Consider the following 23,444-nt stretch of genomic DNA (forward strand, 5'->3'; position numbering starts at 1 on the left):
CGCCGCCGGCCGCCACTGGTGCAAGCATTCAAGCCTCGCGGTGCGGGAGCGAACCATCATTCGCCCACCTTCACTACGCCGCGAGGCACACATGCAACCCCTTTCATCCACGACCGTCTCCATCCATCGCGACACGCGGGCCTGGCAGTTCCAGACCTGGGCCTCGTTCGCGATCGCCGTCTTCCTGTGCGCCACCGGCTTGAGCTGGCTGCCGGGCGAGGCGCTGGACCGGGCGTTCATGGTGATGGGCTACGTGTTCTGCCTGAGCACGGCCTTCATGCTGTCCAAGTTCATCCGCGACGGCGAACAGGCCGCCTCGGCCACAGCCACCGCCAGCCGCGACGTGCCCATGTGGCGCGTGGTGGTCTGGGGCAGCTTCTTCACCGCCATGGGCCTGACCGCCTGGGGCCTGGTGCGCATGGAGATCAACGACTCGTACAAGGCCTTCCTGGGCGTGAGCTGGCTGTTCCTGGTCAGCTCGGCCTTCACGCTGGCCAAGACGCTGCGCGACCGCCATGAAGCCGACATGGCCGAAGCCCGCCTGCAAGGCCGCCGCATGGCCCGCGCCGAAGCTGCCACCACCGCCGAGTAAGCCTGTGCCCGAACCACGAAAGACCGTCATGAAAAAGCAATTTGCCGCTGTCCTCGTCGCCGTCTGCACCGCCTTCGCCGGTGTCGCGGCCCCCTTGCAGGCCCAGGCGCAGAGCGACGCCTCCGTGGCCCTGTCGATGATGCCGGTGGCCTCGGTGCTGGTGGCCGGCTCGGCCGTCGGCGCTTCGGCCACCGCCGTGGTGGCGGTGCCCGCCGCGCTGTCGGCGGGCGGCTCCACGCTTGCGGTGGTCGCGGTCGAAGCCTCGGCCGACGGCACGGTGTACGTGCTCGAGCGCGCCTCCGACGGCGCCCGCGCCAGCATCAAGGTGGCGGGCCGCGCCACGCGCGGCGTGTCGAACGCCGTGGGCACCAGCGTGCTGGTCACGGTGATCGGCTCGGGCGTGGTGCTGTCGGCCGCCGGCGAGGTGCTCGCCTTCGTGCCCAACGCCATCGGCCGCGCGCTGCTCTACAACGAGAGGCTGTCGTGAAGCGCGCGCGGCCCCTCGCGGGCGTGCCCGCCGCGTTCGCCACGCTCGCCGTTGTTGCCGTCGTTGCCGCCGCTGCCTTGCTGCCACTGCAGGCGCAGGCCGGCCGCTCGTGCGAGCAGGCCAAGCCCACGCCCGCGGTCATCACCAAGGGCATGCAACTGGCCGAGCGCACCTCGCAGGCGCTGGACGCCAGCGGCGCGCGCGTGGTGATTTTGGCGCGCGCCGGGCAGGACCTGAGCAAGTACGGCCTGCGCTACTCGCACCTGGGGCTTGCCTACAAGACCGAGGCCGGCCCGTGGCGCGTGGTGCACAAGCTCAACCAGTGCGGCACCGCCGTGGCCGACATCTACCGCCAGGGCCTGGGCGAGTTCTTTCTCGACGACCTGTGGCGCTACGAGGCCGCGTGGGTCGTGCCCACGCCGGCCGTGCAGGCGCAGCTGATGGCCGTGCTCACCGAGCCGCCCACGCGCATCGTGCGGCTGCACACCGCGCCCTACAGCATCGTGAGCTACGCGTGGGGCCAGAAGTACCAGCAGTCCAACCAGTGGGCCGTCGAGACGCTGGCCGCCGCCATGGAGCCCGCCACCATCAACACCCGCGCGCAGGCACAGGCGTGGATGCAGTTCAAGGGCTACGAGCCGACCACGCTGAAGCTCGGGCCGCTGACGCGGCTGGGCGGGCGCGTGGGCTCGGCCAACGTCGCCTTCGACGACCACCCGAACGACAAGCGCTTCAGCGACCGCATCGAGACCGTCACGGTCGACTCGGTGTTCGCCTGGCTGCCGCGCGCCGGCCTGGGCGCGGCGCCGGTGACGCTGAAGCTTCAATAAGACAGAGAAGACAAGGAAAACAGAGGAGAGAACGACATGAGCAAATCACTGCGCCTGTCAGAGAAATGGTTTCGCCGCGGCCTCTGGCTCGTGGCCTTCGTGTTCGCGAGCTTCCTGATCGGGCTCGGCAGCACCGTGGTGAGCGACCTGCCGCAGGTCGAGCGCGTGCGCGTGCTGGACGACTTCATCGACAAGCCCGCGGCGGAGCCGCTGCGCGCCGTCATCAAGACGTCGGAGACGGCGGAGCAGCAGGCCGCGCGCGAGCTCGACCAGGTCCGCCTGCAGTTGCAGGCCGCGCAGCAGGCCAACGCCAATGCGCGCGAAACCTTCGGCAACTGGCTCGCCACGCGCCGCGCCACCGCGCAGCCCGACCAGGACACCGAACTCATCGCGCGCACCAAGGCGCTCGATGCCTTCAAGCAGAAGGAAGAAGACGTGCAGCGCCGGGTCAGCGCGCAGCAGCAGATCATGCTCGACGCGCGCCAGGCCGAGCAGCGCGCGCGCACCGCGCTGGCCGACCTGGAGCGCGATGCGCAGAAGAAGCTCGACGCCGAATACCGCCGCATCGAGCTGCGCGTGTTCGCCTACCGCCTCGCACTCACCTTGCCGCTGCTGGTGGTGGCCGGCTGGCTGTTCGCGAAGAAGCGCAAGAGCACGTACTGGCCGTTCGTGTGGGGCTTCATCTTCTTCGCGCTGTTCGCGTTCTTCGTCGAGCTGGTGCCCTACCTGCCGAGCTACGGCGGCTATGTGCGCTACGTGGTGGGCATCGTGGTCACGGTGATCGTGGGGCGCTACGCGATCCTCGCGCTCAACAGCTACCTGGCGCGCCAGAAGCTCGCCGAGCAGCAGCCCGACCAGGTGCGCCGCGAGGAGCTCAGCTACGACACCGCGCTGACGCGCCTGGGCAAGGGCGTGTGCCCCGGCTGCGAGCGGCCGGTGGACCTGAAGAACGGCGAGATCGACTTCTGCCCGCACTGCGGCATCGGCCTGTTCGACCACTGCGGCCTGTGCGAGACGCGCAAGAGCGCGTTCTCCAAGTTCTGCCATGCCTGCGGCTGCTCGGCCGCACCGCGCGTGCTGCCACCGCTCGACGGCGGCACGCCCGCGATGCCGCCTGCGAACTAGGTCACACCGCGGGCCTCGTTCGACACACCGTGTAGCGGACCCGCCGCACGGGCGTGCTACAACGCCGGCTGCGACACAAATGTTGCCGCAAGTTTGCAATCCCTCTCATCCACGGAGTACTCGCATGAGCATTTTCGGCAGCATCCTTTCCAAGATCTTCCCCTCGGCAAACGCTGCGCCTGCCCCTGCAGCGCCGGACGCCGCGGCACCCGCGGACGCTTCCGCCGCTCCTGCCGCCGCAGCGCCGCCGCCCGCCATCACCGTGGTGGACGTCGAGGCCCTGCTCGACGGCATGCCCGGCGCGAGCAGCCTGAACTGGCGCACCTCCATCGTCGACCTGATGAAGCTCCTGGGCCTGGACAGCAGCCTGGACGCGCGCAAGCAACTGGCCGCCGAGCTGAGCTACGGCGCCGACACCAGCGACAGCGCCAAGATGAACATCTGGCTGCATCGCCAGGTGATGACCAAGCTGGCCGCCAACGGCGGCAAGGTCCCCGCCGAACTGCGCGACTGATCCGCGCGTTCGCAACGCCCAGCAAAAAGCCCGGCATGCCGGGCTTTTTGCTTTGTATCTAAGACCGAAGGCTTCAGGTCCAGCCGGCGTCCACCACGTAGTCCTGCGCGGTGCACATGCGCGAGTCGTCGGCCGCCAAAAAGAGCGCCATCGCCGCGATGTCTTCGGCCATCACGCGGCCCGGCAGGCACTGCGCCGCGTCGATCTCCGCGCCCGACTCCGGCTTCACCCACAGCTTGATCTGCCGCTCGGTCATCACCCAGCCCGGCACGATCGAGTTGACGCGGATGCCCTGCTTGCCCAGGTCGCGCGCCAGCGAGCGCGTGAGGCCGCGCGCCGCCGCCTTGCAGGCCTGGTACACGGGGTAGCCCTTGCCCTTGATCATCCAGCTGATCGAGCCGAAGTTGACGATCGAGCCGCCGCCCAGCGCGCGCATGTCGTCGGCCACCGCCTGCGCGGCGAAGAACTGGTGCTTGAAGTTGACGGCCACGAGGCGGTCGAAGTCGTCGCTGCTCACGTCGGCCATCTCATGGCGGCGGTCGTTGGCGGCGTTGTTCAGCAACACGGCGATCGGGCCGAAGCGCTGGCGCACCGCGTCGATGGCGGCCGTGAGCGCGGCCGTGTCGGTCACGTCGCAGGGCACGAACAGCGCCGGATGCTCGCCCTGCAGCTGCGCCGCGAGCGCGCTGCCGGCGGCGGTGTCGAGGTCGCAGAAGCCGACCTTCGCGCCCTGCGCGTGAAAGGCCCGCACCAGCGATTCGCCGATGCCGCTGGCGCCGCCGGAGATGAACACGGTGCGCCCGGCCAGCGAGGGGTAGCGCGCGGTGTAGGGGGCGGTGTGGGAAGAAGGTGCGTTGGTCATGGGCATGCGGCAACAGCAGTGAGAACGGACGGCTAGCGTACCGGAGGAACGCGCCCGAAGCGAGGGGAAGCGAGGGGCGGGCAACCGGTCGGCGTATGGCTTCCGGCGAATGGGCAAGGTGCGCCCTCGTGGCTACGCTTGCCCTCCATGACGAAGACCTTTCCCCGCCGCGCCATGCTGGCGCTCGCGCTCCTTCCCGCGGCCCTGGCGGTGCGCGCCGTGCGTGCGCAGGCGAGCGCGCCCGTCCAGCTTTTCAAGGTGGTCTCGCCGCGCGACGAGGTGATCGTGGGCGTCGAGGCGTCGCAGCTCGGCGCGGGCAGCAACCCCGCCGTGGAACGGCTGGCCGCGCAGCTGGCGGCCAAGGGCCAGCTCACGCTGTGGCAGTACGCCTCGCACAAGGACGCGAGCGGCGCGCTGGTGCAGGCGCCGCTCAAGCAGATCGTGGTCTTCAGGAACGAGCTGCTGCGCATCGAGCCCTACAGCTCGCCGCTGCCGGTCCAGCCCGTCAAGTAGACGGGTAGGCGCCGGGCGTCAGACGCCCCTCGCGCGCTCCGACTTGAAGCGAGCGCGGAACTCGGTGAACGTGCCCGCGTCCAGCGCCGCGCGGATCTCGGTCATCAGGTTCAGGTAGTAGTGCAGGTTGTGGATGGTGCACAGCATCGGCCCGAGCATTTCGCCGCAGCGGTCCAGGTGATGCAGGTAGGCGCGGCTGAAGCCTTCGCGCCCGCCGTCGTTCCACGACACGCCCGAGGTGCCCGCGCACGCATGGCAGGTGCAGCTCGGGTCGACCGGCTGCGGGTCGGTCTTGTGGCGCGCGTTGCGCATCTTCAGGTCGCCGAAGCGGGTGAACATGGTGCCGTTGCGCGCGTTGCGCGTGGGCATCACGCAGTCGAACATGTCCACGCCGTCGGCCACGCCCTGCACCAGGTCTTCGGGCGTGCCCACGCCCATCAGGTAGCGCGGCTTGTTCGCGGGCAGCCGGTGCGGCGTGTGGCCCATGATGTGCAGCATTTCTTCCTTGGGCTCGCCCACGCTCACGCCGCCCACGGCGTAGCCGGGAAAGTCCATGTCGACCAGCGCGGCCAGCGACTCCTCGCGCAGGTTCTCGAACATGCCGCCCTGCACGATGCCGAACAGCGCGTTCGGGTTCTCCAGCCGCGCGAACTCGCCCTGGCAGCGCTTGGCCCAGCGCAGGCTCAGCTCCATCGAGGTGCGTGCCTCGGCCTCGGTGGTGATGTGGCCCTTGGTGTCGTAGGGCGTGCACTCGTCGAACTGCATCACGATGTCGCTGTTCAACACGGTCTGGATCTGCATCGAGACCTCGGGCGTGAGGAACAGCTTGTCGCCGTTGACGGGCGACGCGAACTTCACGCCCTCTTCGCTGATCTTGCGCATCGCGCCCAGCGACCACACCTGGAAGCCGCCCGAGTCGGTGAGGATGGGCTTGCTCCACTTCTCGAACTGGTGCAGCCCGCCGAAGCTGGCCATCACGTCCAGGCCGGGGCGCATCCACAGGTGGAAGGTGTTGCCCAGGATGATCTGCGCGCCCATCTCTTCCAGGCTGCGCGGCATCACGCCCTTCACGGTGCCGTAGGTGCCCACGGGCATGAAGATCGGCGTCTGCACCTTGCCGTGGTTGAGCGTGAGCGTGGCGCGGCGCGCGTGGCTGTCGGGGTCGGTCTTCAGGAGTTCGAAGTTCAGCATGGTCGTCGTCTCAGTCTTGTTGGCGCTGCAGCAGCATGGCGTCGCCGTAGCTGAAGAAGCGGTAGCCGTTGGCAATGGCGTGGGCATACAGCGCCATCACGCGCTCGTAGCCCGCGAAGGCCGAGACCAGCATCATCAGCGTGCTCTTGGGCAGGTGGAAGTTGGTCACCAGCAGGTCGACGTGTTCGAACGCGAAGCCCGGCGTGATGAAGATGCGCGTGTCGCCCGCGGTCTCGCCGCTCTTGGCCCACGACTCGAGCGTGCGCACCGTGGTCGTGCCCACGGCCACCACGCGGCCGCCGCGCGCCTTGCAATCGGCAATGGCGCGCTGCGTGGCCTCGGGCACCTCGTAGCGCTCGGCGTGCATCGTGTGCTCCGCGATGTTCTCGGTCTTCACCGGCTGGAAGGTGCCGGCGCCCACATGCAGCGTGACGCTGGCGCGCTGCACGCCGCGCGCTTCGAGCTCTGCCAGCAGGCCTTCGTCGAAATGCAACGCGGCGGTGGGTGCGGCCACCGCGCCGGGCACGCGCGCGAACACGGTCTGGTAGCGGCTCTCGTCGTCGGCCGAATCGGTGTGCGTGATGTAGGGCGGCAGCGGCACGTGGCCGCAGCGCTCCATCAGCATGTAGGGGTTCTCGCCCGCGTCGCTCTCGAAGCCGAAGCGGAACAGTGCGCCGTCTTCCTCGGGCCAGCGGCCCAGCAGCGTGGCGCGGAAGCCGCCGACCATCTGCAGCGTGGTGCCGACAGGCGGCTTCTTGCTGACCTTCATGTGGGCCACGACCTCCTGGCCCTGCAGCACGCGCTCGACCAGCAGTTCGAGCTTGCCGCCGGTCGGCTTCTCGCCGAACAGGCGCGCCTTGACCACGCGCGTGTCGTTGAAGACCAGCAGGTCGCCTTCGCGCAGCAGCGAGGGCAGGCTCTTGAAGATGCGGTCGACCGGGGCGGGGCCTGTGCCGTCGAGCAGACGGGAGGAGGTGCGTTCGGTGGCCGGGTGTTGTGCCACCAGGTCGGGTGGCAAGAGAAAATCGAAATCGGAGAGCGTGAAAGCGCGCATGGTGCTTGGGGGCCGGACGGCCCGTGTGCTTGAGGGCCGGACGGGCCCGTTCCAAGGAAGACGGCCGGGATTGTCCCACGCCACGAAAACCGCCTCGCTGCGTGAGGTTGCGCACGAGTTGCCAAGGCAGAATCGGCGCATGGTCGATTCACAAGCAGCACGCGTTTCACCGGGGCCCGAAGCCGGCGTTCCACCCGGTCCCTCCGAAGGCGAGCTCTTCAAGAAGATCATGGGCAACACCTGGCTCGGCCTGCACCCCGACATCCGCCGCCGCTTCGAGAAGAACCCTTCGCCGGGCAAGGCACTGCACTACCTGGGCGCGCTCAGCGAACTGCGCTGCTCGCGCTTCGGCAAGCTGCTGGGCCACCTGACGCAGCCGATGATCCAGGGCGCGCTGATTCCGTACAGCGACAGCAACTTCCCGGTCGAGATCCAGGTCTACGCCAAGCCGCAGGACCCGGCCATCTACAAGCAGCGCATCTACCGCCTGCACGGCCGCAAGCCCATCCAGTTCACCAGCTTCATGCGCGAGAGCGAACGCGGCGAGGTGCTCGAGTACGTCGGCATGGGCCTGGGCATGAAGCTGGTGCTGAGCGTGGAAAACGGCAGCCTGCATTTCGAGAGCGACGGCTATTTCTGGGACGTGTTCGGCTGGCGCATTCCGCTGCCCGGCCTGTTCACGCCGGGCAAGACTTTTCTCTGGCACCACAACGAGACGCCCGAGCGCTTCAACATCCGCATCGAGATCCGGCACTGGCTGATGGGCACGACCTTCACGCAGGTCGGCGTGTTCGAGGAAGTGACCGATCCGAAGACGGTGGCCGCATGACGCTCGACACCCACCTGCTGGCCCTGCAGCTCATGGCCGCCCAGGGCGCGCTCGGCGCGTTCGACACGCTCTACCACCACGAAGGCACCGAGGCGCTGCCGCGGCGCGGCGCGGCGGGGCTGGAGCTGTCGATCCACGCGACGCGCTCGTCGATCTATTGCGCCATGTTCATCGGGCTGTCGGCCTGGGCCTGGCACGGCGCATGGGCCTGGGTGCTGCTGGCGGTGTTCGGCGTCGAGATCGTGCTCACGCTGTGGGACTTCGTGGTCGAGGACAACAGCCGCCTGCTGCCGCCCACCGAGCGCGTCACGCACACGGTGCTGGCCATCAACGCCGGCGCGTTCATCGCGCTGCTGGCGATGAACGCGGTGGACTGGGCCGCGCAGCCGACCGCGATGGTGTGGCAGCCGTACGGATGGCTCAGTGCCTTCCTGGCGCTGTGCGGCGTGGGCGTGGGGGTGTCGGGGCTGCGCGACGGCTTCGCGGCGCGCGCGTTGTTCAAGCAGCGCAAGCAGGCGCAGGTGCGCGACGCCCAGGCGCCGGTGCGTTTCGGCACGAAGCCGCAGCGCGTGCTGGTCACGGGCGGCACCGGCTTCATCGGCCAGCTGCTGGTGCGCCAGCTGCTGGCCGACGGCCATGCGGTGACGGTGTGGACGCGCGACGCGCGCGCCGCCGCCTGGGGCTTCGGCGGCGCGGTGCGCTGCGTGCAGTCGCTCGACCAGGTGCCGGCGGCCGACGACATCGACGTGGTCATCAACCTCGCGGGCGCGCGCATCCTGGGCATGCGCTGGAGCGAGCGGCGCCAGCAGCAGTTGCTCAAGAGCCGCGAAGGGCTCACGCAGCAGCTTGTGGCGTGGATCGCCGCGCGGCCGCGCGAGCCCTGGCTGCTGCTGTCGGGCTCGGCCATCGGCTACTACGGCGTGCAGCCGCAGGGCGATGCCGCCGAGCTCGCCGAAGACGCGCCGCCGCAAGCCATCTTCATGTCTCAGCTGTGCCAGCGCTGGGAGCAGGCGGCGCATGCGGCGGTGGCGCACGGCGTGCACGTGGCCTGCATGCGCTTCGGCTTCGTGCTGGGCCACCAGGGCTCGCTGCCGCAGTTGCTGATGCCGGTCCAGCTCGGCATGGGCGGACGGCTGGGCAGCGGGCGGCAGTGGTTGTCGTGGGTGCATGTGCACGACCTGGTGCGCGCCATGGCGCATGTGTGGAGCGTGACCGAGCAGGCCGCGGCCCCCGCGACGGTGCAGGCCTTCAACTTCACCGCGCCCGGCGCGCTGAGCCAGGAGGAATTCACCCGCGTCGCCGCCAGCGTGCTGCACCGCCCCTGCTGGATGCCCACGCCGGCCGCGCCCGTCAAGCTGCTGCTCGGCGAACAGGCCGACCTGCTGCTCGAAGGCCAGCGCGTGGTGCCCGCGCAGTTGCTGCGCACCGGCTTCAGCTTCCTGTTCCCCGATGCGCGCAGCGCCTTGACGGACCTCTGCCGCCCGCGCTAGAAGCCCAGTTCGTGCCCGCCAAGAAAACCCCGTCCCCTGCCAAGGCCGCTACTGCAGCGAATGCCGCGATCGCCGCCGTGCCTGCGCCCGCGGGCCCGCCCGGCAGCGGCCTGAGCCTCGTGCAGCGCGCGCTGCGCAAGCTCGGCCTGGTGCGCGACATCGACTTCGCGCTCTACCTGCCGATGCGCTACGAGGACGAGACGCGCATCGTGCGACTGGCCGACACGCGCGACGGCGACATGGCGCAGGTCGAGGGCGTGGTCACCGAATGCGAGGTGGTCTACCGACCGCGCCGCCAGCTGATTGCCACCATCGACGACGGCAGCGACACCTGCCAGCTGCGCTTCTTCAATTTCTATCCGTCGCAGCAGAAGCAGTTGGCCGTGGGTGCCAGCGTGCGCGTGCGCGGCGAGATGCGCGGCGGCTTCGTGGGCCGGCAGATCATGCATCCCACGGTGAAGGCGGCAGGCACCGCGCTGCCCAATGCGCTCACGCCGGTCTACTCGACCGTGGCCGGGCTGGCGCAGCCGGTGCTGCGGCGCGAGGTGCGCTCGGGGCTGGCGCGCGCGGTGCTCGACGAAACGATTCCGGTGCAGATCGGCCTGCGCGGCGCATGGGACCTGCGCGCCTCGCTGAGCTTCCTGCATTACCCGACGCCCGACGTGTCCATTGCCGCGCTCGAAGACCACAGCCACCCGGCGTGGCAGCGCATCAAGGCCGAGGAACTGCTCGCGCAGCAGCTGTCGCAGTTGCAGGCGCGGCTGGAGCGCGCGGCGCAACGCGCGCCGGTGCTGCCCTCGACCGCCGAGCCGGTGGCCACCTCGCTGCATGCGCAACTGCTCGCGGTGCTGCCCTTCGGCCTGACCGGCGCGCAGCAGCGCGTGGGCGAAGAAATCACGGCCGACCTGCACCGCGCGATCCCGATGCACCGCCTGCTGCAGGGCGACGTCGGCTCCGGCAAGACCGTGGTGGCCGCGCTGGCGGCGGCGCGCTGCATCGACGCGGGCTTCCAGTGCGCGCTGATGGCGCCCACCGAAATCCTCGCGGGCCAGCACTTCGGCAAGCTGGTCGGCTGGCTCGACCCTCTGCTGGCCGCGCGCGGCCAGCGCGTGGCGTGGCTCACGGGCAGCCAGAAGAAGAAGGAGCGCGACGAGATGTCGGCGGCGGTGGAGAGCGGCCAGGCCGCGCTGGTCATCGGCACGCACGCGGTCATCTCGGAGAAGGTGCGCTTCAAGAACCTCGCGCTGGCCATCATCGACGAGCAGCACCGCTTCGGCGTCGCGCAGCGCCTGGCACTGCGCGGCAAGGCTGTCGGCGACCTGGAGCCGCACCTGCTGATGATGAGCGCCACCCCCATTCCGCGCACGCTGGCGATGAGCTACTACGCCGACCTGGACGTGTCCACGCTCGACGAGTTGCCGCCGGGACGCACGCCCATCGTCACCAAGCTGGTGGCCGACCACCGGCGCGACGAGGTCATCGACCGCATCCATTCGCAGATCGCGCAGGGCCGGCAGGTGTACTGGGTGTGCCCGCTGATCGAGGAGAGCGAGGCGGTCGACCTGCGCAACGCGACCGAGACGCGCGAGGAACTGGCCGGCACGCTGGGCGAGCCGATCCAGGTCGGCCTGCTGCATTCGCGCATGCCCACGGCCGAGAAGCAGGCGGTGATGGCCGCGTTCACCGCCAACGAGATCCAGGTGCTGGTGAGCACGACCGTGATCGAAGTGGGCGTCGACGTGCCCAATGCCTCGCTCATGGTGATCGAGCATGCCGAGCGCTTCGGCCTCTCGCAGCTGCACCAGTTGCGCGGGCGCGTGGGGCGCGGCGCGGCGGCCTCGGCCTGCGTGCTGCTCTATGCGCCGGGCGACAGCGGGCGCGTGGGCGAGGCGGCGCGCGCGCGATTGAAAGCCATGGCCGAGACCGGCGACGGCTTCGAGATCGCGCGGCGCGACCTCGAGATTCGCGGGCCCGGCGAGTTCCTGGGCGCGCGCCAGTCGGGCGCGCCGCTGCTGCGCTTCGCCGACCTCGCGACCGACACCTTGCTGCTCGACTGGGCGCGCGAGCTGGCACCGGTCATGCTCGAGAAGCACCCCGAGCTGGCGCAGCGGCACATCGACCGCTGGCTCGGCACCAAGGCCGAGTACCTCAAGGCCTGAGAACGCTCAGCCAAGCCGGAAGGCGTGTCAGCCCGCGGGCCGGCGCGTGAACGCAAGGACCAGCCCGAAGCCGACCATCATGCTGCCGCTCACGCGGTTGAACCAGCGCATCGCGCGGCTGCCGTCGGCCAGCCGGCGCATGCGCGCGCCGAGCATGGCGTACAGCGCGATCGCCACCAGCTCGAACACCAGGAAGGTCACGCCCAGCAGCAGGTAGCTGGAGGCGTAGGCGCCCGGCACCACGAACTGCGGAAAGAAGGCGGTGAACACCAGGATGGCCTTCGGGTTGCCGGCCGCCACGGTGAACTCCTGCCGCGCCAGCGCGCGCAGCGAGGGCGGTGCGCCGGCGTCGCGTTGCTGCACTTCGGCCATGGGCGCCGGTGCGCGCAGCAGGCGAACGCCGATCCACACCAGGTAGGCCGCGCCGATGTACTTGATGACGTCGAAGGCCAGCTCCGACGCGACCAGCACCGCGCCCATGCCCAGCCCCGCGATGGCGATCATGATCGCGAAGGCCACGAGCCGGCCGCCGGCCGCGATCACGGCCGGCGACACGCCGTGCTTCGCGCCGTTGGTCACCGACAGCAGGTTGTTGGGGCCGAAGGCCATGTTGATGGCGAAGCAGGCCGGCAGGAACAGCAGGTAGGCAGACAGGGTCATGGGGGCATCCAGGCTCTGAGATGACGGAAGGGACCAAGAAGGTTCGCCATTATCCGCAGCACGCCCCGCACGTTGACGAAGGCAAACAAACGCAACATCAGTGCATTAGCTCGAGAGCTTGCGTGCACATGCTGTCGCGTGGCGTGCGGCATTTCCTGTCGGGGACATGAGCAGCTGCCGCCATGGGCAATGCTTCCTCGACTACTTCGCCTGGCACCGGTATCTCCACCGCGCTGCCGTGGGAAACAGTTGTTCATGTTTCGCCTTTTGGCTCGCGTCTTGCACACGGGCCGTTGCGGCTTGCCGCTGTCTGTTCGAACAACAAATCAACAGGGAGGAAGGTCGAATCATGACTTCGAAAAGGATGAAGAAATTCGCACTGGCCATGGCACTCGCCGGCCTTGCGACACACCAGGCATGGGCCATTCAGAGCTACGCGGGAGATCCGGGCATGCTCGGTTCGCCGGCGAGCTGGCGCACGCCGGAGTTCGTGCGCGACTGGGGCCTGCGCGCCATGGGCGCCGAGTACGCCTATGCGGCGGGCTTCAGCGGCATGGGACTCAAGGTGGGGGAGGTCGACTCGGGCTACGACGCATCGCATCCCGAGTTTCCGGTCTCGCGCTTCCACGGTGTCCTGGTGGGCACGGTGCCCGGCGCCTACAACGGCGTCTACAACGACCGCCATGGCACGCACGTCGGCGGCAGCATCGCCGCCAGCCGCGACGGCGGCAGCGCCACGGCCAACATGCACGGCGTGGCATTCAACGCGGACCTCCATGTCGTCAACACCGCAAGGAGCGACAGCGCCAACTTCGGCCGGCCGCCCCCCGGCCAGTCGGTGGCCCTCACGGCCGACGACCGGCACATCGCCGATGCCTACCGGCAGGCGAACGCGCAGGGCGTGCGCATCATCAGCACCAGCTGGGGCAGCCCGCCGGCCGGCGAGCGCTACGACACCATGGCGCAGCTCCATGCCGCCAACGGCTACTACGTTGCCAACACCACCTGGATGCAGGGCGCGTTCGACGCCGCGAAGACCGGCACGCTGATGGTCTTCAGCGCGGGCAATGGCGGCTGGCTCAATCCCAGCGCGCGCGCCGCGGCGCCGTACTTCGACCCCAAGCTCGAAGCCAACTGGCTCGCCGTGTCGGCCCTGAGCACCGCGGGGCAGACCCTCAACGCCGACGGCTCGGTCAACGTGCCGGGCACGCAGAACTTCAACAAGTGCGGCGTGGCGAAGTGGTCCTGCGTCACGGCGCCGGGCGTAGGCGTCAACGGCACCGTGCTGGCCGGCGGCTACGCGTCGCTGTCGGGCACCTCGATGGCCGCGCCCCACGCGTCCGGCGCGCTGGCCCTGGTCATGGAGCGCTTCAGCTACCTGACGAACGAGCAGGTGCTCACGGTGCTGAAGACCACGGCGACGCAGAACGCCACCATCCCCAATCCGGCCGGGCCGGGCACGCTCGCCAACCCCGAGGCCGGCCAGCAGGTCAAGGTGCCCGACGTGGTCAACGGCTGGGGCACGCCGAGCCTGCGCCGCGCGATGAACGGCCCGGGCCAGTTGCTGGGGCCCTTCGCGGTCGACACGCAGGGCCGCAGCGACACCTGGTCGAACAGCATCTCCGACATCGCGCTCAAGGCGCGCAGGACCGAGGACGCCAATGAGGCCGTGGCCTGGGGCGCGACCCGGCAGGCCAAGGGCTGGACCGCGGGCCTGCCGGCCGGCGCCAGCGACGCCGACCGCAGCGAGTACGCCACCGGCGTGGCCCGCGAAGCCGCGCGCGGCGCCCGGGTCTATGAAGGCAGCCTGGAGAAACGCGGCGCCGGCACGCTCACCCTGAGCGGCCAGAACAGCTACACGGGCAACACCGCCGTCCATGGCGGCACGCTCAGGGCGGGTGCCGCCCATGCGTTCAGCGGCTCGTCGGCCCACATCGTGGGTGCGGGCGGCACGCTCGACCTTGCGGGCTTCGGCCAGAGGCTGCCCTCGCTCAGGAACAGCGGCCTGGTTTCGCTGGCGGGCACGGTGCCGGGGACCGCGCTCACCGTCACCGGGGCCTACGTGGGCGACAACGGCACCCTTCGCCTGGGCACCGCGCTCGGCGACAGCGGCAGCGCGAGCGACCGGCTGGTGCTCGACGGCGCGGGTGCGAACGCCAGCGGACGCACCACGGTGCAGGTGGCCAACCTCGGCGGCCTCGGCGCCTTGACCGCGGGCAGCGGCATCGAGCTCGTCAGCGGGCTCAACGGCGCGACGACCACGGCGCAAGGCACCAGGGACGCCTTCGCGCTCGCGGGCGGCCACGTCGATGCAGGGGCGTACGAGTACCGCCTGCACGCGGCCGATGCCAACGGCGCGGGCGAGAACTGGTACCTGCGCTCCACGGTGGCGGTGGCGCCGCCGGCACCTGCCGGGGCGCCGACATCTGCAGGGGTGCCGACACCTGCCGGGCCGGCGCCCCTGCAAGTCCCCGCCTACCGCGCGGAGGTGCCGCTGCTCGCCGCGCTGCCCGAGCAGTTGCGCCAGGGCAATCTCGCGATGCTGGGCGGCCTGCGGGTGCGCATGGGCGACGACGATGCGGGTGCCGGCCGCAACGATGCCGGCGATGCCGACGATCTGTCCCGGCGCAGCGCCTGGGGGCGCGTCATCGGCAGCCAACTGGACATCCGCCAGGCAGGCACCGTGAGCCAGAGCAGCAGCGGGCGCATGGCGGGCCTGCAGGCCGGCACCGACCTGTGGGCGAACCGCAACTGGCGCGCCGGCGTGTACGCCGGCTGGCTCGAGGGCGATGCCAGGACACGCGGTTTCGCGCGCGGCGTGCTCGACCTGGGCGTGGGGCGCAACTCGCTGCGCGGCGACTACCTCGGCGCGTATGGCGCCTTCATGAACGACACCGGGTTCCATGCCGATGCGGTGCTGCAGGGCGGACGGCATCGCTACACGGCGGAACTGCTCGACAGCGCGGGCGGCGCCTCGGGCAAGGGGCGCAGCACGCTGGTGTCGCTGGAAGTGGGCCAGAGCTTCGCGCTGGGCGGTCGCTGGACGATCGAGCCGCAGCTGCAGTTGGTGCGCCAGAGCCTGGCGATCGACGACGTGAACATCGTCGGCGCCCGCGTATCGCAGGACGGCGACAGCGGCTGGACCGTGCGCGCGGGCTTGCGCCTGCGCGGGCAACTGGTCACCGCGGCGGGCATGCTCCAGCCGTATGCACGCCTGAACGTCTACCGCACGACCGGCGGCACCGACACGGCGACCTTCGTGGGCCCGGCCGGATCGAGCGCCATCGGCAGCCGCACCGGCGGGACAAGCACCGGGTTGGTGGGCGGTGCGACCCTGGCGCTCGGCGAGCGCACCAGCGTGTACGCCGAGTTGGGGAAGCTGTTCGCGTCGGGCGGCGGCGCGCGCGTCAAGAGCGGCATCGACGCCAGCCTGGGCATGCGCGTGAAGTGGTGAGGCAGGAAGGGGGGAAGGGCGAAGGGGGTGAGGGGGCGAGGCGTCTCGCCCCCGGCCCGCTCAGTTGTCGATGCCGCTTTCGGGCATCTGCCGCGCATACACGGCGAGCACGATGCGTTCGGAGTGGATCAGGTACTCGTTGAGCGACGCCGAGCCCTCGGTGAACTTGCCGGCCTCGATGAGCTCGAGCAGCTTCGTGTTCATGTCCACGTAGGGCGCGTGCAGGAACTCCGGGTCCTTGAGCAGGCCGAAGGCCAGCCGCAGCTCGACCAGGATGTGGGCGAACAAAATGTTCAGCCGCTCGCTGTCCGCCAGCTCCACGATGCCCTTGTGGAACTCCATGTTGGCCGTGCCCACGCCCAGCCAGTCGCCGGCGTCGCGGCACTTCAGGGCCATTTCCACGGCTTCGCGCATGTGCTTCTTGGCCGGGTGGCGCGGGTAGGCCTGCGCCAGCGCCTGGCATTCGATGAGCCGGCGCACGCGGTAGATGTCGATGATCGACGCGATGCTGGGCACCGCCACGAACACGCCGCGGTTGGGCGCGTGCTTGAGCAGCCCTTCCTTGGTCAGCGTGCGGAACACCTCGCGCAGGGTGTTGCGCGAAATCTCGAAGCTGTCGGCCAGCGCCGCCTCCGACAGCCGCTGCCCGGGCGAGAACTCGCCCTTCACGATCTTCTGGCGGATCAGCTCGGCGACCCGGTCGTTGAGCGTCTGCGTGCCGGCGGCCGGCGCGGCAGGGGAGGTCGGGGAAGCCAGTGAGGTCATGCCGGGAAGGGGGATGGGAAAAGCCGAAGGAGCGGGGAAAGCCGCGCGTTTTTAGCAGATTCCGCCCGCCGGGTCGCCGTTTCCCCCCCGTTTATCGCCGCGCTTGCCACCCCGCTTGCGCGCGCACCAAAGGCGCCCGCGCTCAGGGTTTCCATGGGGTTGGCCAGGCACTGTTGTTGGGCACACTCACCACAATTGTTCAACAATCGTGGACAAATGAGTGATTCAGAAGAAATCGATTGCTCATTCATTGGCACGAGGTTTGCATCAAGCGAATGACCGGCGCCCCCGCGCAAGGTGTCTCTGAATCCCAAAACGAAAGACCAACATGACTCCTGACATCCCTCATTTGTGGCCGCTGATCGGCGTGGCCGTGATCATTGCGGGCTTCATCCTGCGCTTCAATCCGATGCTGGTGGTGATCGTCACGGCCATCGTGACGGCGGCCGCCGCGGGCTTCGGCCCCATGGCCATCCTCACGGCCATCGGCACCGGGTTCATCAAGACGCGCAACCTGCCGCTGATCATTCTTCTGCCGCTGGCCGTCATCGGCCTGCTCGAGCGCCACGGCCTGCGCCAGCACGCGCAGAACTGGATCAGCCGCATCAAGTCGGCCACCGCCGGGCGCCTGCTGATCGTCTACCTGGCCGCGCGCGAGCTCACGGCCGCCGTGGGCCTCACCAGCCTGGGCGGCCACCCGCAGATGGTTCGCCCGCTGCTGGCACCGATGGCCGAAGGCGCCACCGAGACCCGCTACGGCAAGCTGCCCGAGCGCCTGCGCCACAAGCTGCGCGCCTATGCCGCGGCCACCGACAACGTGGGCCTGTTCTTCGGCGAAGACATCTTCGTGGCCTTCGGCGCCATCGTGCTGATGAGCACCTTCCTGCACGAGGCCGGCATCGACGTGGAGCCGCTGCACATCGCGCTGTGGGGCATCCCGACCGCGATCGCCGCCTTCGTCATCCACGCCTGGCGCCTGCGCCGCCTCGACCAGTCGATCGCCCGTGAAATGCAAGGCGCCAAGGAAGAGCCGGCCGTGCCCGCCGTCGCCGCGCAGGAGGGCCGCTGATCATGATTCTCTCGATCCAGCACCTCTACATCCTGGTGGGCCTGATCCTCGCGATCACGGCCATCATGACCCTGACCGACCGCCAGCACCCCAAGCGCTACACCAGCGGCCTGTTCTGGGCGCTCTACGCCATGGTCTTCCTGGTCGGCGACAAGCTGCCGCCGGCCTGGGTCGGCGTGGGCGCCATCGCCATGGCCGTCATTGCCGGCCTGCGCGGCGTGGGTGCGGGCAAGCACCGCGAGCCCTCGGTCGCCGAGTACGCCGCCAGCGCCAAGCGCCTGGGCAACAAGCTGTTCATGCCCGCGCTGGCCATTCCGCTGGTCACCGTGATCGGCACCGTGCTCATGAGCAAGGTGAAGATCGGCGACGCCTTCCTGCTCGACCCCAAGAACACGACGCTGGTGAGCCTGGGCGTGGGCTGCGTGGTGGCGCTGGCGCTGGCCTGCTGGCTGACGCGCGAGACGCCGGTGCAGGGCATGCGCGAGTCGCGCCGCCTGACCGACGCGCTGGGCTGGGCCGTGGTGCTGCCGCAGATGCTGGGCATGCTGGGCCTGGTGTTCTCCGACGCGGGCGTGGGCAAGGCCGTGGCGTACATCACCACCAGCTACATCAACATGGACATCCGCTTCGTGGCGGTGGTGGTCTACGTGCTGGGCATGGCGCTGTTCACCATCATCATGGGCAACGGCTTCGCGGCCTTCCCGGTGATGACGGGCGGCGTGGGCGTGCCGGTGCTGGTGGGCGTGTACCACGGCGACCCGGCCGTGATGGCGGCCATCGGCATGTTCTCGGGCTACTGCGGCACGCTGATGACGCCGATGGCGGCCAACTTCAACATCGTGCCGGCGGCGCTGCTGGAGCTGCCCGATAAGAATGCGGTGATCAAGGTCCAGGTGCCGACCGCCGCCGCCTTGCTGGTGGTCAACATCTTCCTGCTGTACTTCCTGATGTTCCGTTGAGGTGCCGCGCGTGACCACAGATGCCACCCAGGCCCGCGCGCCGCACGCACCGCGCGTGCTGGTCGCGGGCTTCGAGCCCTTCGAGAACGACCCCGTCAACCCCGCCTGGGAGATCGCGCGCGCGCTCGACGGCTGGGCCTGCGAGGGCGCGGTGGTGCAGGCGGTGCAGCTGCCTTGCGTGTTCGGCCGCGCCATCGACACCCTCGACGCCGCGCTGGTGGGGCCCGCGCCCCGGCTGGTGCTGTGCGTGGGCGCGGCGGGCGGGCGCACCGAGATCTCGATGGAGCGTGCCGCGCTGAACGTGGACGACGCGCGCATTCCCGACAACGCCGGCTACCAGCCCATCGACACCGAGGTGGTGGCCGGCGGGCCGGCGGCGTATTTCTCGACGCTGCCCATCAAGGCCATGGTGCGCGACATGCGCGCCGCGGGCCTGCCGGCGGCGGTGTCGAACACGGCCGGCACCTTCGTGTGCAACCACATCTTCTATGCGCTGATGCACCGGCTCGCCACGCGGCCCGCGCTCGCGCACACGCGCGGCGGCTTCGTGCACGTGCCCTACCTGCCCGAGCAGGCCGCGCCGAAGCCGGGCGTGGCGAGCATGGCGCTGGCCGCGCAGGTGGAGGCTTTCCGCGTGGCGATACGCACCGCGCTGACCGTGCGCGACGACGTGCGAGAGACCGCCGGGCGGCTGCACTGATCCCGCATTGACCCTTGAGGCGTGCGCCCGCGCACGCCGGAGAACACGATGAACATCGACTTGAACAGTGACCTCGGCGAGAGCCTGGGCGTATGGCGCATGGGCGACGACGCCGCCATGCTGTCGCTGGTGAGCAGCGCCAACGTGGCCTGCGGCTTCCATGCGGGCGACCCGGCCGGCATCCTGCGCACGCTGCGCCAGGCCAGGGAGCGCGGCGTGGCGGTCGGCGCCCACGTGGCGTACCGCGACCTGGTGGGCTTCGGGCGCCGCAACATGGACGTGGACAGCGCCGACCTGCGCGCCGACGTGATCTACCAGATCGGCGCGCTCAAGGGCCTGGCCGCGGCCGCCGGCACCACCGTGCGCTACGTGAAGCCGCACGGCGCGCTGTACAACACCATCGCCCACGACGAGCGCCAGGCGCGCGACGTGATCGCCGCCATCCGCGAGACCGACCCCGGCCTGTGCCTGGTGGCGCTGGCGGGCTCGTCCCTGCTGGGCTGGGCGCGCGGCGAAGGCCTGCGCGCGGTGGCCGAAGCCTTTGCCGACCGTGCCTACACGCCCCAGGGCACGCTGGTGTCGCGCCGCGAGCCCGGCGCGGTGCTGCACGACGCGCATGAAGTGGCCGGGCGCATGCTGCGGCTGGCCACCGACGGCGTGGTCACGGCCATCGACGGCAGCACGGTGCGCATCGAGGCCGAGTCGGTCTGCGTGCACGGCGACAGCCCGGGCGCGGTCGAGATGGCGCGGCAGGTGCGCGCGCGGCTGGAGCAGGCGGGCGTGACGATCCGTTCCTTCGTGGACGCCGCATGACCATGCCGATGCGCTTCCTGCCGGTCAACCTGAACGCGGTGCTGGTCGAGCTCGACGACCTGCCGCAGACGCTGGCGCTGCTGGCCTCGCTGCGCGCCGACCCCATCGCGGGCATCGAGGAGCTGGTGCCCGCCGCGCGCACCCTGCTCGTGAGCTTCCGCCCGGCCGCCATCGCGGCGGACGAACTGGTGCGCCGCATCGGCCAGCGCAGCCTGGACGCCCGCGAGACGCGCATCGACAAGCGCATCGAGATTCCGGTGCGCTACGACGGCGAAGACCTGGCCGAGGTGGCCGGGCTGTTGGGCATCACGCCCGACGAAGTGGTGCGCCGCCACACCGGCAGCGACTACACGGTGGCCTTCACCGGCTTCGCGCCCGGCTTCGCCTACCTCTCCGGCGGCCACCCGAGCCTGAACGTGCCGCGCCGCAAGGTGCCGCGCACGCGCATCCCGGCGGGCGCCGTGGGGCTCGCGGGCAGCTTCAGCGGCGTGTACCCGCAGGCCAGCCCGGGCGGCTGGCAGATCATCGGCATCACCGACGCGCCGATGTGGGACCTGTCGCGCGCGGCCCCCGCGTTGCCCGCGCTGCTGCAGCCGGGCGACACGGTGCGCTTCGTGGATGTCACGGCGCAGCCGCACGCAGCGCCCGTGGCCGCGACTGCTGCGCCTTCGCAGCCTGCCGCAGCGCCAGGTGGTTGCGCTTTCGAGATTCGCGCGGCCGGGCTCCAGGCGCTGCTGCAGGACGGCGGCCGCCACGGCCAGGCGAAGCAGGGCGTGTCCGCCTCCGGCGCGATGGACCGGCGCTCGCTGCAGGCGGCCAACCGGCTGGTCGGCAACGCCTCGGACGCGGCCTGCATCGAGATCGCCTACGGCGGCTTCCAGCTCGCCTGCCGCGGCGACGCGGTGGTGGCCGTCACCGGCGCCGACGGCCCCGTCACGCTCACGCGTGCCGACGGCGCGGCGTGGCCGCTGCCGCGCTACCAGCCCGTCGCGCTGGCCGACGGCGACGTGCTTTCGCTCGGCGAGCCGCAGGCCGGCATTCGCAGCTACCTGGCCGTGCGCGGCGGCTTCGACGTGGCGCCGGTGCTCGGCAGCCTGTCGACCGACACGCTCGCACGCATCGGCCCGCCCGCGGTGGCCACGGGCGACGTGCTGCCCGTGCGTGCCGTGAGCGCAGGCGCCTTGGTGGGCGGCGCCGAAGCAGCGCCAGCCGGCCTGCCCACCGTGCAGCAGGAGGTGGTGCTCGACATCGTGCTCGGCCCGCGCACCGACTGGTTCACGCCAGAGGCCGTTGCGCTGCTGTGCAGCCAGTCGTGGGCGGTCACGCCGCAGTCGAACCGCGTGGGCATCCGCCTGGCGGGCGAGGTGCCGCTGGCCCGCGCCAACCATGCCGAGCTGCCGAGCGAGGGCACGGCCTACGGCGCGCTCCAGGTGCCGCCCAGCGGCCAGCCCGTGCTGTTCCTGGCCGACCACCCGCTGACCGGCGGCTATCCCGTGATCGCCTCCGTCGCCACCCACCACCTGGACCGCGCGGGGCAGATCCCCGTGAACGCCCGCGTCCGCTTCAACCCGATCGCCGCTCCCGGCCCCGTCGCTCCCAGTGCACCCAGCGCACCCAACGCACCCCGCACACAGTGAAAGCCCTCCGATGAAAAAACTCCTGATCGCCAACCGCGGCGAAATCGCCGTGCGCATCGCGCGCGCCTGTGCCGATCACGGCGTGCAGTCGGTCGCCGTGTATGCCGACGCCGACCTGAACGCGCTCCACGTGCGCATGGCCGACGAGGCCTACGGGCTCGAAGGCAACAAGCCCGCCGACACCTACCTGAACATCGCCAAGCTGCTCGCGGTGGCCAAACGCGCCGGTGCCGACGCGGTGCATCCGGGCTATGGCTTCCTGTCCGAGAGCGCCGCGTTCGCGCAGGCCGTGATCGACGCGGGCCTGACCTGGGTCGGCCCTTCTCCCGCGGCCATCGCGACGCTGGGCGACAAGGTGCAGGCCCGCAAGCTCGCGCTGAAGGTCGGCGCGCCATTGGTCGCGGGCACGGCCGACCCGGTGAACAGCGCGGCCGAGGTGCTCGCCTTTGCCGAGCAGCACGGCCTGCCGGTCGCGATCAAGGCCGCGTTCGGCGGCGGCGGGCGCGGCATCAAGGTGGCGTGGCGGCTCGACGAGGTCGAAGGCCTCTACGAATCGGCGGTGCGCGAGGCCGTGACGGCCTTCGGACGCGGCGAGTGCTACGTCGAGCAGTTCCTCGACCGCCCGCGCCACGTCGAGGCGCAGGTGCTGGCCGACACGCACGGCAACGTGGTGGTGCTCGGCACGCGCGACTGTTCGCTGCAGCGGCGCAACCAGAAGCTGGTGGAAGAGGCGCCCGCGCCCTTCCTGAGCGACGAGCAGCGCGAGCGCATCCACCGGTCGGCGCGCGACATCTGCGCCGAAGCCGGCTACACCGGCGCCGGCACGGTCGAGTTCATGCTGAGCGCGGGCGGCGCGATCTCCTTCCTCGAGGTGAACACGCGGCTGCAGGTGGAGCACCCGGTGACCGAGGAAACCACGGGCATCGACCTGGTGATCGAGCAGCTGCGCATTGCCGAAGGCCTGCCGCTGTCGATCACGCAGACGCCCGCGCCGCGCGGCCATGCGTTCGAGTTCCGCATCAATGCGGAAGACGTGGGGCGCGGCTTCCTGCCGTCGCCCGGGCCGGTGAACGTGTTCGACGCGCCCTCGGGCCCCGGCGTGCGCGTGGACACGGGCGTGGACGCGGGCTCGCAGGTGCCGGGCACCTTCGACTCGCTGATGGCCAAGCTCATCGTCACCGGCGCCACGCGCGCGCAGGCGATTGCGCGGGCGCGCCGCGCGCTGAAGGAATTCCGCATCGAGGGCCTGCCCACGGTGCTGCCGTTCCACCGCGCCGTGATGGCGCACCCGGACTTCGTGTCGGGCGACGCCTTCAAGGTGCACACGCGCTGGATCGAGACCGACTTCGCCAACGGCGAGGCCCCGGCCATGCGCCCCGACCTGCTGCCCGATGCGGCGCTGGTGCGCACGGCGATCGAAGTGGACGGCCGGCGCCTGGCGCTGGGCCTGCCGGGCGTGCTGCTCAGCGGGCTGTCGTCGGTGGTGGCTGGCGGTGGCATTGCGCGGGCCGAAGCTGCGGTGGCCGATGCCGCCGCCGTGGCCGCGCCGGTCTCGGGCACGCTGCAGGGCTGGAAGGTGGCCGATGGCGACGAGGTTGCCGAGGGCGCCGTCGTCGCCGTGATGGAGGCGATGAAGATGGAAATGCAGGTCGTCGCGCACCGCGCCGGGCGCATCGCCTTCGCCGTGGCGGCGGGCGGCTACGTGGCCGCGGGCGCGGCGCTCGCGACCATCGGCTGACGC

The 23,444-nt window shown here is 70.5% G+C and carries 21 protein-coding genes; 16 read left to right on the plus strand and 5 right to left on the minus strand.

Annotation, left to right across the window (positions count from 1 at the left end; all coding sequences use genetic code 11):
- Positions 1-91 precede the first annotated feature (91 nt).
- The 5 genes from BM013_RS18545 (at position 92) to BM013_RS18565 (ending at position 3,548) form a co-directional block, all read left to right on the plus strand.
- The gene (locus BM013_RS18545; protein ID WP_093129099.1) at positions 92-592 is read left to right on the plus strand and encodes a YiaA/YiaB family inner membrane protein; all 501 of its coding nucleotides are present in this window, start codon (positions 92-94) and stop codon (positions 590-592) included.
- Positions 593-620: 28 nt separating this feature from the next.
- Positions 621-1,079 (plus strand): hypothetical protein, encoded by a 459-nt coding sequence (locus BM013_RS18550; RefSeq protein ID WP_093129100.1) that lies wholly within the window; start codon positions 621-623, stop codon positions 1,077-1,079.
- 23 nt (positions 1,080-1,102) lie between these two features.
- The gene (locus tag BM013_RS18555) at positions 1,103-1,909 is read left to right on the plus strand and encodes a DUF2145 domain-containing protein (RefSeq protein WP_093129157.1); all 807 of its coding nucleotides are present in this window, start codon (positions 1,103-1,105) and stop codon (positions 1,907-1,909) included.
- 36 nt (positions 1,910-1,945) lie between these two features.
- On the plus strand, positions 1,946-3,034 hold the full coding sequence (locus tag BM013_RS18560) for a zinc ribbon domain-containing protein (protein WP_093129101.1): 1,089 nt from the start codon (positions 1,946-1,948) through the stop codon (positions 3,032-3,034).
- A gap of 124 nt (positions 3,035-3,158) precedes the next feature.
- Positions 3,159-3,548, plus strand: coding sequence for a DUF3597 domain-containing protein (locus tag BM013_RS18565; protein ID WP_093129102.1), 390 nt, complete (start codon positions 3,159-3,161; stop codon positions 3,546-3,548).
- A 73-nt stretch (positions 3,549-3,621) separates the two neighbouring features.
- Here BM013_RS18565 and BM013_RS18570 read toward each other — a convergent pair whose 3' ends face one another.
- Entirely contained in the window at positions 3,622-4,410 is a 789-nt protein-coding gene (locus BM013_RS18570; RefSeq protein ID WP_093129103.1) for an SDR family NAD(P)-dependent oxidoreductase, read from the minus strand.
- 147 nt (positions 4,411-4,557) lie between these two features.
- On the opposite strand from BM013_RS18570, the gene BM013_RS18575 reads away from it, so the two are divergent.
- On the plus strand, positions 4,558-4,923 hold the full coding sequence (locus tag BM013_RS18575; RefSeq protein ID WP_093129104.1) for a hypothetical protein: 366 nt from the start codon (positions 4,558-4,560) through the stop codon (positions 4,921-4,923).
- 18 nt (positions 4,924-4,941) lie between these two features.
- Here BM013_RS18575 and tgt read toward each other — a convergent pair whose 3' ends face one another.
- Together tgt and queA are read right to left on the minus strand one after the other, a co-directional pair.
- Positions 4,942-6,114, minus strand: a complete 1,173-nt coding sequence (gene tgt / locus BM013_RS18580; RefSeq protein ID WP_093129105.1) for a tRNA guanosine(34) transglycosylase Tgt — start codon at positions 6,112-6,114, stop codon at positions 4,942-4,944.
- Between the two features lie 10 nt (positions 6,115-6,124).
- The gene (queA, locus tag BM013_RS18585; RefSeq protein ID WP_093129106.1) at positions 6,125-7,168 is read right to left on the minus strand and encodes a tRNA preQ1(34) S-adenosylmethionine ribosyltransferase-isomerase QueA; all 1,044 of its coding nucleotides are present in this window, start codon (positions 7,166-7,168) and stop codon (positions 6,125-6,127) included.
- A gap of 139 nt (positions 7,169-7,307) precedes the next feature.
- Here queA and BM013_RS18590 point away from each other — a divergent pair, with 139 nt between their 5' ends.
- From BM013_RS18590 to recG, 3 genes are read left to right on the plus strand one after another with little or no spacing between them, the layout of a single operon-like run.
- Positions 7,308-7,997, plus strand: coding sequence for a DUF4166 domain-containing protein (locus BM013_RS18590; protein ID WP_093129107.1), 690 nt, complete (start codon positions 7,308-7,310; stop codon positions 7,995-7,997).
- Positions 7,994-9,487, plus strand: coding sequence for a TIGR01777 family oxidoreductase (locus tag BM013_RS18595; RefSeq protein WP_093129108.1), 1,494 nt, complete (start codon positions 7,994-7,996; stop codon positions 9,485-9,487). Before BM013_RS18590 ends, BM013_RS18595 begins: the two co-directional genes overlap by 4 nt.
- A gap of 11 nt (positions 9,488-9,498) precedes the next feature.
- The gene (gene recG, locus BM013_RS18600) at positions 9,499-11,646 is read left to right on the plus strand and encodes an ATP-dependent DNA helicase RecG (RefSeq protein ID WP_177225498.1); all 2,148 of its coding nucleotides are present in this window, start codon (positions 9,499-9,501) and stop codon (positions 11,644-11,646) included.
- Between the two features lie 27 nt (positions 11,647-11,673).
- On the opposite strand, the gene BM013_RS18605 is transcribed toward recG, so the two are convergent.
- Complete coding sequence (locus BM013_RS18605; RefSeq protein WP_093129109.1) at positions 11,674-12,306, minus strand: LysE family translocator; 633 nt, start codon at positions 12,304-12,306, stop codon at positions 11,674-11,676.
- A gap of 349 nt (positions 12,307-12,655) precedes the next feature.
- Between BM013_RS18605 and BM013_RS18610 the strand changes: the two genes are divergently transcribed.
- Positions 12,656-15,760 (plus strand): autotransporter outer membrane beta-barrel domain-containing protein, encoded by a 3,105-nt coding sequence (locus BM013_RS18610; RefSeq protein WP_177225499.1) that lies wholly within the window; start codon positions 12,656-12,658, stop codon positions 15,758-15,760.
- 60 nt (positions 15,761-15,820) lie between these two features.
- Here the strand turns inward: BM013_RS18610 and BM013_RS18615 are convergent, their stop codons facing one another.
- The gene (locus BM013_RS18615) at positions 15,821-16,525 is read right to left on the minus strand and encodes a GntR family transcriptional regulator (protein ID WP_093129111.1); all 705 of its coding nucleotides are present in this window, start codon (positions 16,523-16,525) and stop codon (positions 15,821-15,823) included.
- 328 nt (positions 16,526-16,853) lie between these two features.
- Here BM013_RS18615 and BM013_RS18620 point away from each other — a divergent pair, with 328 nt between their 5' ends.
- Genes BM013_RS18620 through BM013_RS18645 form a run of 6 tightly spaced genes read left to right on the plus strand, consistent with a single transcriptional unit; the run spans position 16,854 to position 23,441 of the window.
- On the plus strand, positions 16,854-17,594 hold the full coding sequence (locus tag BM013_RS18620) for a DUF969 domain-containing protein (protein WP_093129112.1): 741 nt from the start codon (positions 16,854-16,856) through the stop codon (positions 17,592-17,594).
- A 2-nt stretch (positions 17,595-17,596) separates the two neighbouring features.
- Positions 17,597-18,553 (plus strand): DUF979 domain-containing protein, encoded by a 957-nt coding sequence (locus BM013_RS18625; protein WP_093129113.1) that lies wholly within the window; start codon positions 17,597-17,599, stop codon positions 18,551-18,553.
- A 10-nt stretch (positions 18,554-18,563) separates the two neighbouring features.
- Positions 18,564-19,253 (plus strand): pyroglutamyl-peptidase I, encoded by a 690-nt coding sequence (pcp, locus tag BM013_RS18630; RefSeq protein ID WP_093129159.1) that lies wholly within the window; start codon positions 18,564-18,566, stop codon positions 19,251-19,253.
- A 48-nt stretch (positions 19,254-19,301) separates the two neighbouring features.
- Positions 19,302-20,066 carry a LamB/YcsF family protein gene (locus BM013_RS18635; protein WP_093129160.1) on the plus strand — a complete coding sequence of 255 codons (765 nt, stop codon included), beginning with the start codon at positions 19,302-19,304 and terminating at the stop codon, positions 20,064-20,066.
- An 8-nt stretch (positions 20,067-20,074) separates the two neighbouring features.
- A complete protein-coding gene (locus BM013_RS18640) occupies positions 20,075-21,703 on the plus strand; it encodes a 5-oxoprolinase subunit B/C family protein (protein ID WP_093129161.1) in 1,629 nt (542 codons plus the stop codon).
- 10 nt (positions 21,704-21,713) lie between these two features.
- On the plus strand, positions 21,714-23,441 hold the full coding sequence (locus tag BM013_RS18645; RefSeq protein ID WP_093129114.1) for an acetyl/propionyl/methylcrotonyl-CoA carboxylase subunit alpha: 1,728 nt from the start codon (positions 21,714-21,716) through the stop codon (positions 23,439-23,441).
- The last annotated feature ends 3 nt before the right edge of the window (positions 23,442-23,444 follow it).

This window comes from Variovorax sp. OK605, from assembly GCF_900115445.1.
Classification (GTDB): domain Bacteria; phylum Pseudomonadota; class Gammaproteobacteria; order Burkholderiales; family Burkholderiaceae_C; genus Variovorax.

Bases quoted from the DNA above. Each gene is read 5' to 3' on its own strand.
- BM013_RS18550 (WP_093129100.1), top strand. From the start codon at position 621: ATGAAAAAGCAATTTGCCGCTGTCCTCGTCGCCGTCTGCACCGCCTTC.
- BM013_RS18610 (WP_177225499.1), top strand. From the start codon at position 12,656: ATGACTTCGAAAAGGATGAAGAAATTCGCACTGGCCATGGCACTCGCC.
- BM013_RS18595 (WP_093129108.1), top strand. From the start codon at position 7,994: ATGACGCTCGACACCCACCTGCTGGCCCTGCAGCTCATGGCCGCCCAG.
- BM013_RS18545 (WP_093129099.1), top strand. From the start codon at position 92: ATGCAACCCCTTTCATCCACGACCGTCTCCATCCATCGCGACACGCGG.
- BM013_RS18565 (WP_093129102.1), top strand. From the start codon at position 3,159: ATGAGCATTTTCGGCAGCATCCTTTCCAAGATCTTCCCCTCGGCAAAC.
- BM013_RS18635 (WP_093129160.1), top strand. From the start codon at position 19,302: ATGAACATCGACTTGAACAGTGACCTCGGCGAGAGCCTGGGCGTATGG.
- BM013_RS18625 (WP_093129113.1), top strand. From the start codon at position 17,597: ATGATTCTCTCGATCCAGCACCTCTACATCCTGGTGGGCCTGATCCTC.
- BM013_RS18570 (WP_093129103.1), bottom strand. From the start codon at position 4,410: ATGACCAACGCACCTTCTTCCCACACCGCCCCCTACACCGCGCGCTAC.
- BM013_RS18620 (WP_093129112.1), top strand. From the start codon at position 16,854: ATGACTCCTGACATCCCTCATTTGTGGCCGCTGATCGGCGTGGCCGTG.
- BM013_RS18575 (WP_093129104.1), top strand. From the start codon at position 4,558: ATGACGAAGACCTTTCCCCGCCGCGCCATGCTGGCGCTCGCGCTCCTT.
- BM013_RS18590 (WP_093129107.1), top strand. From the start codon at position 7,308: ATGGTCGATTCACAAGCAGCACGCGTTTCACCGGGGCCCGAAGCCGGC.
- BM013_RS18645 (WP_093129114.1), top strand. From the start codon at position 21,714: ATGAAAAAACTCCTGATCGCCAACCGCGGCGAAATCGCCGTGCGCATC.
- queA (WP_093129106.1), bottom strand. From the start codon at position 7,168: ATGCGCGCTTTCACGCTCTCCGATTTCGATTTTCTCTTGCCACCCGAC.
- tgt (WP_093129105.1), bottom strand. From the start codon at position 6,114: ATGCTGAACTTCGAACTCCTGAAGACCGACCCCGACAGCCACGCGCGC.
- BM013_RS18615 (WP_093129111.1), bottom strand. From the start codon at position 16,525: ATGACCTCACTGGCTTCCCCGACCTCCCCTGCCGCGCCGGCCGCCGGC.
- BM013_RS18560 (WP_093129101.1), top strand. From the start codon at position 1,946: ATGAGCAAATCACTGCGCCTGTCAGAGAAATGGTTTCGCCGCGGCCTC.
- BM013_RS18605 (WP_093129109.1), bottom strand. From the start codon at position 12,306: ATGACCCTGTCTGCCTACCTGCTGTTCCTGCCGGCCTGCTTCGCCATC.
- BM013_RS18640 (WP_093129161.1), top strand. From the start codon at position 20,075: ATGCGCTTCCTGCCGGTCAACCTGAACGCGGTGCTGGTCGAGCTCGAC.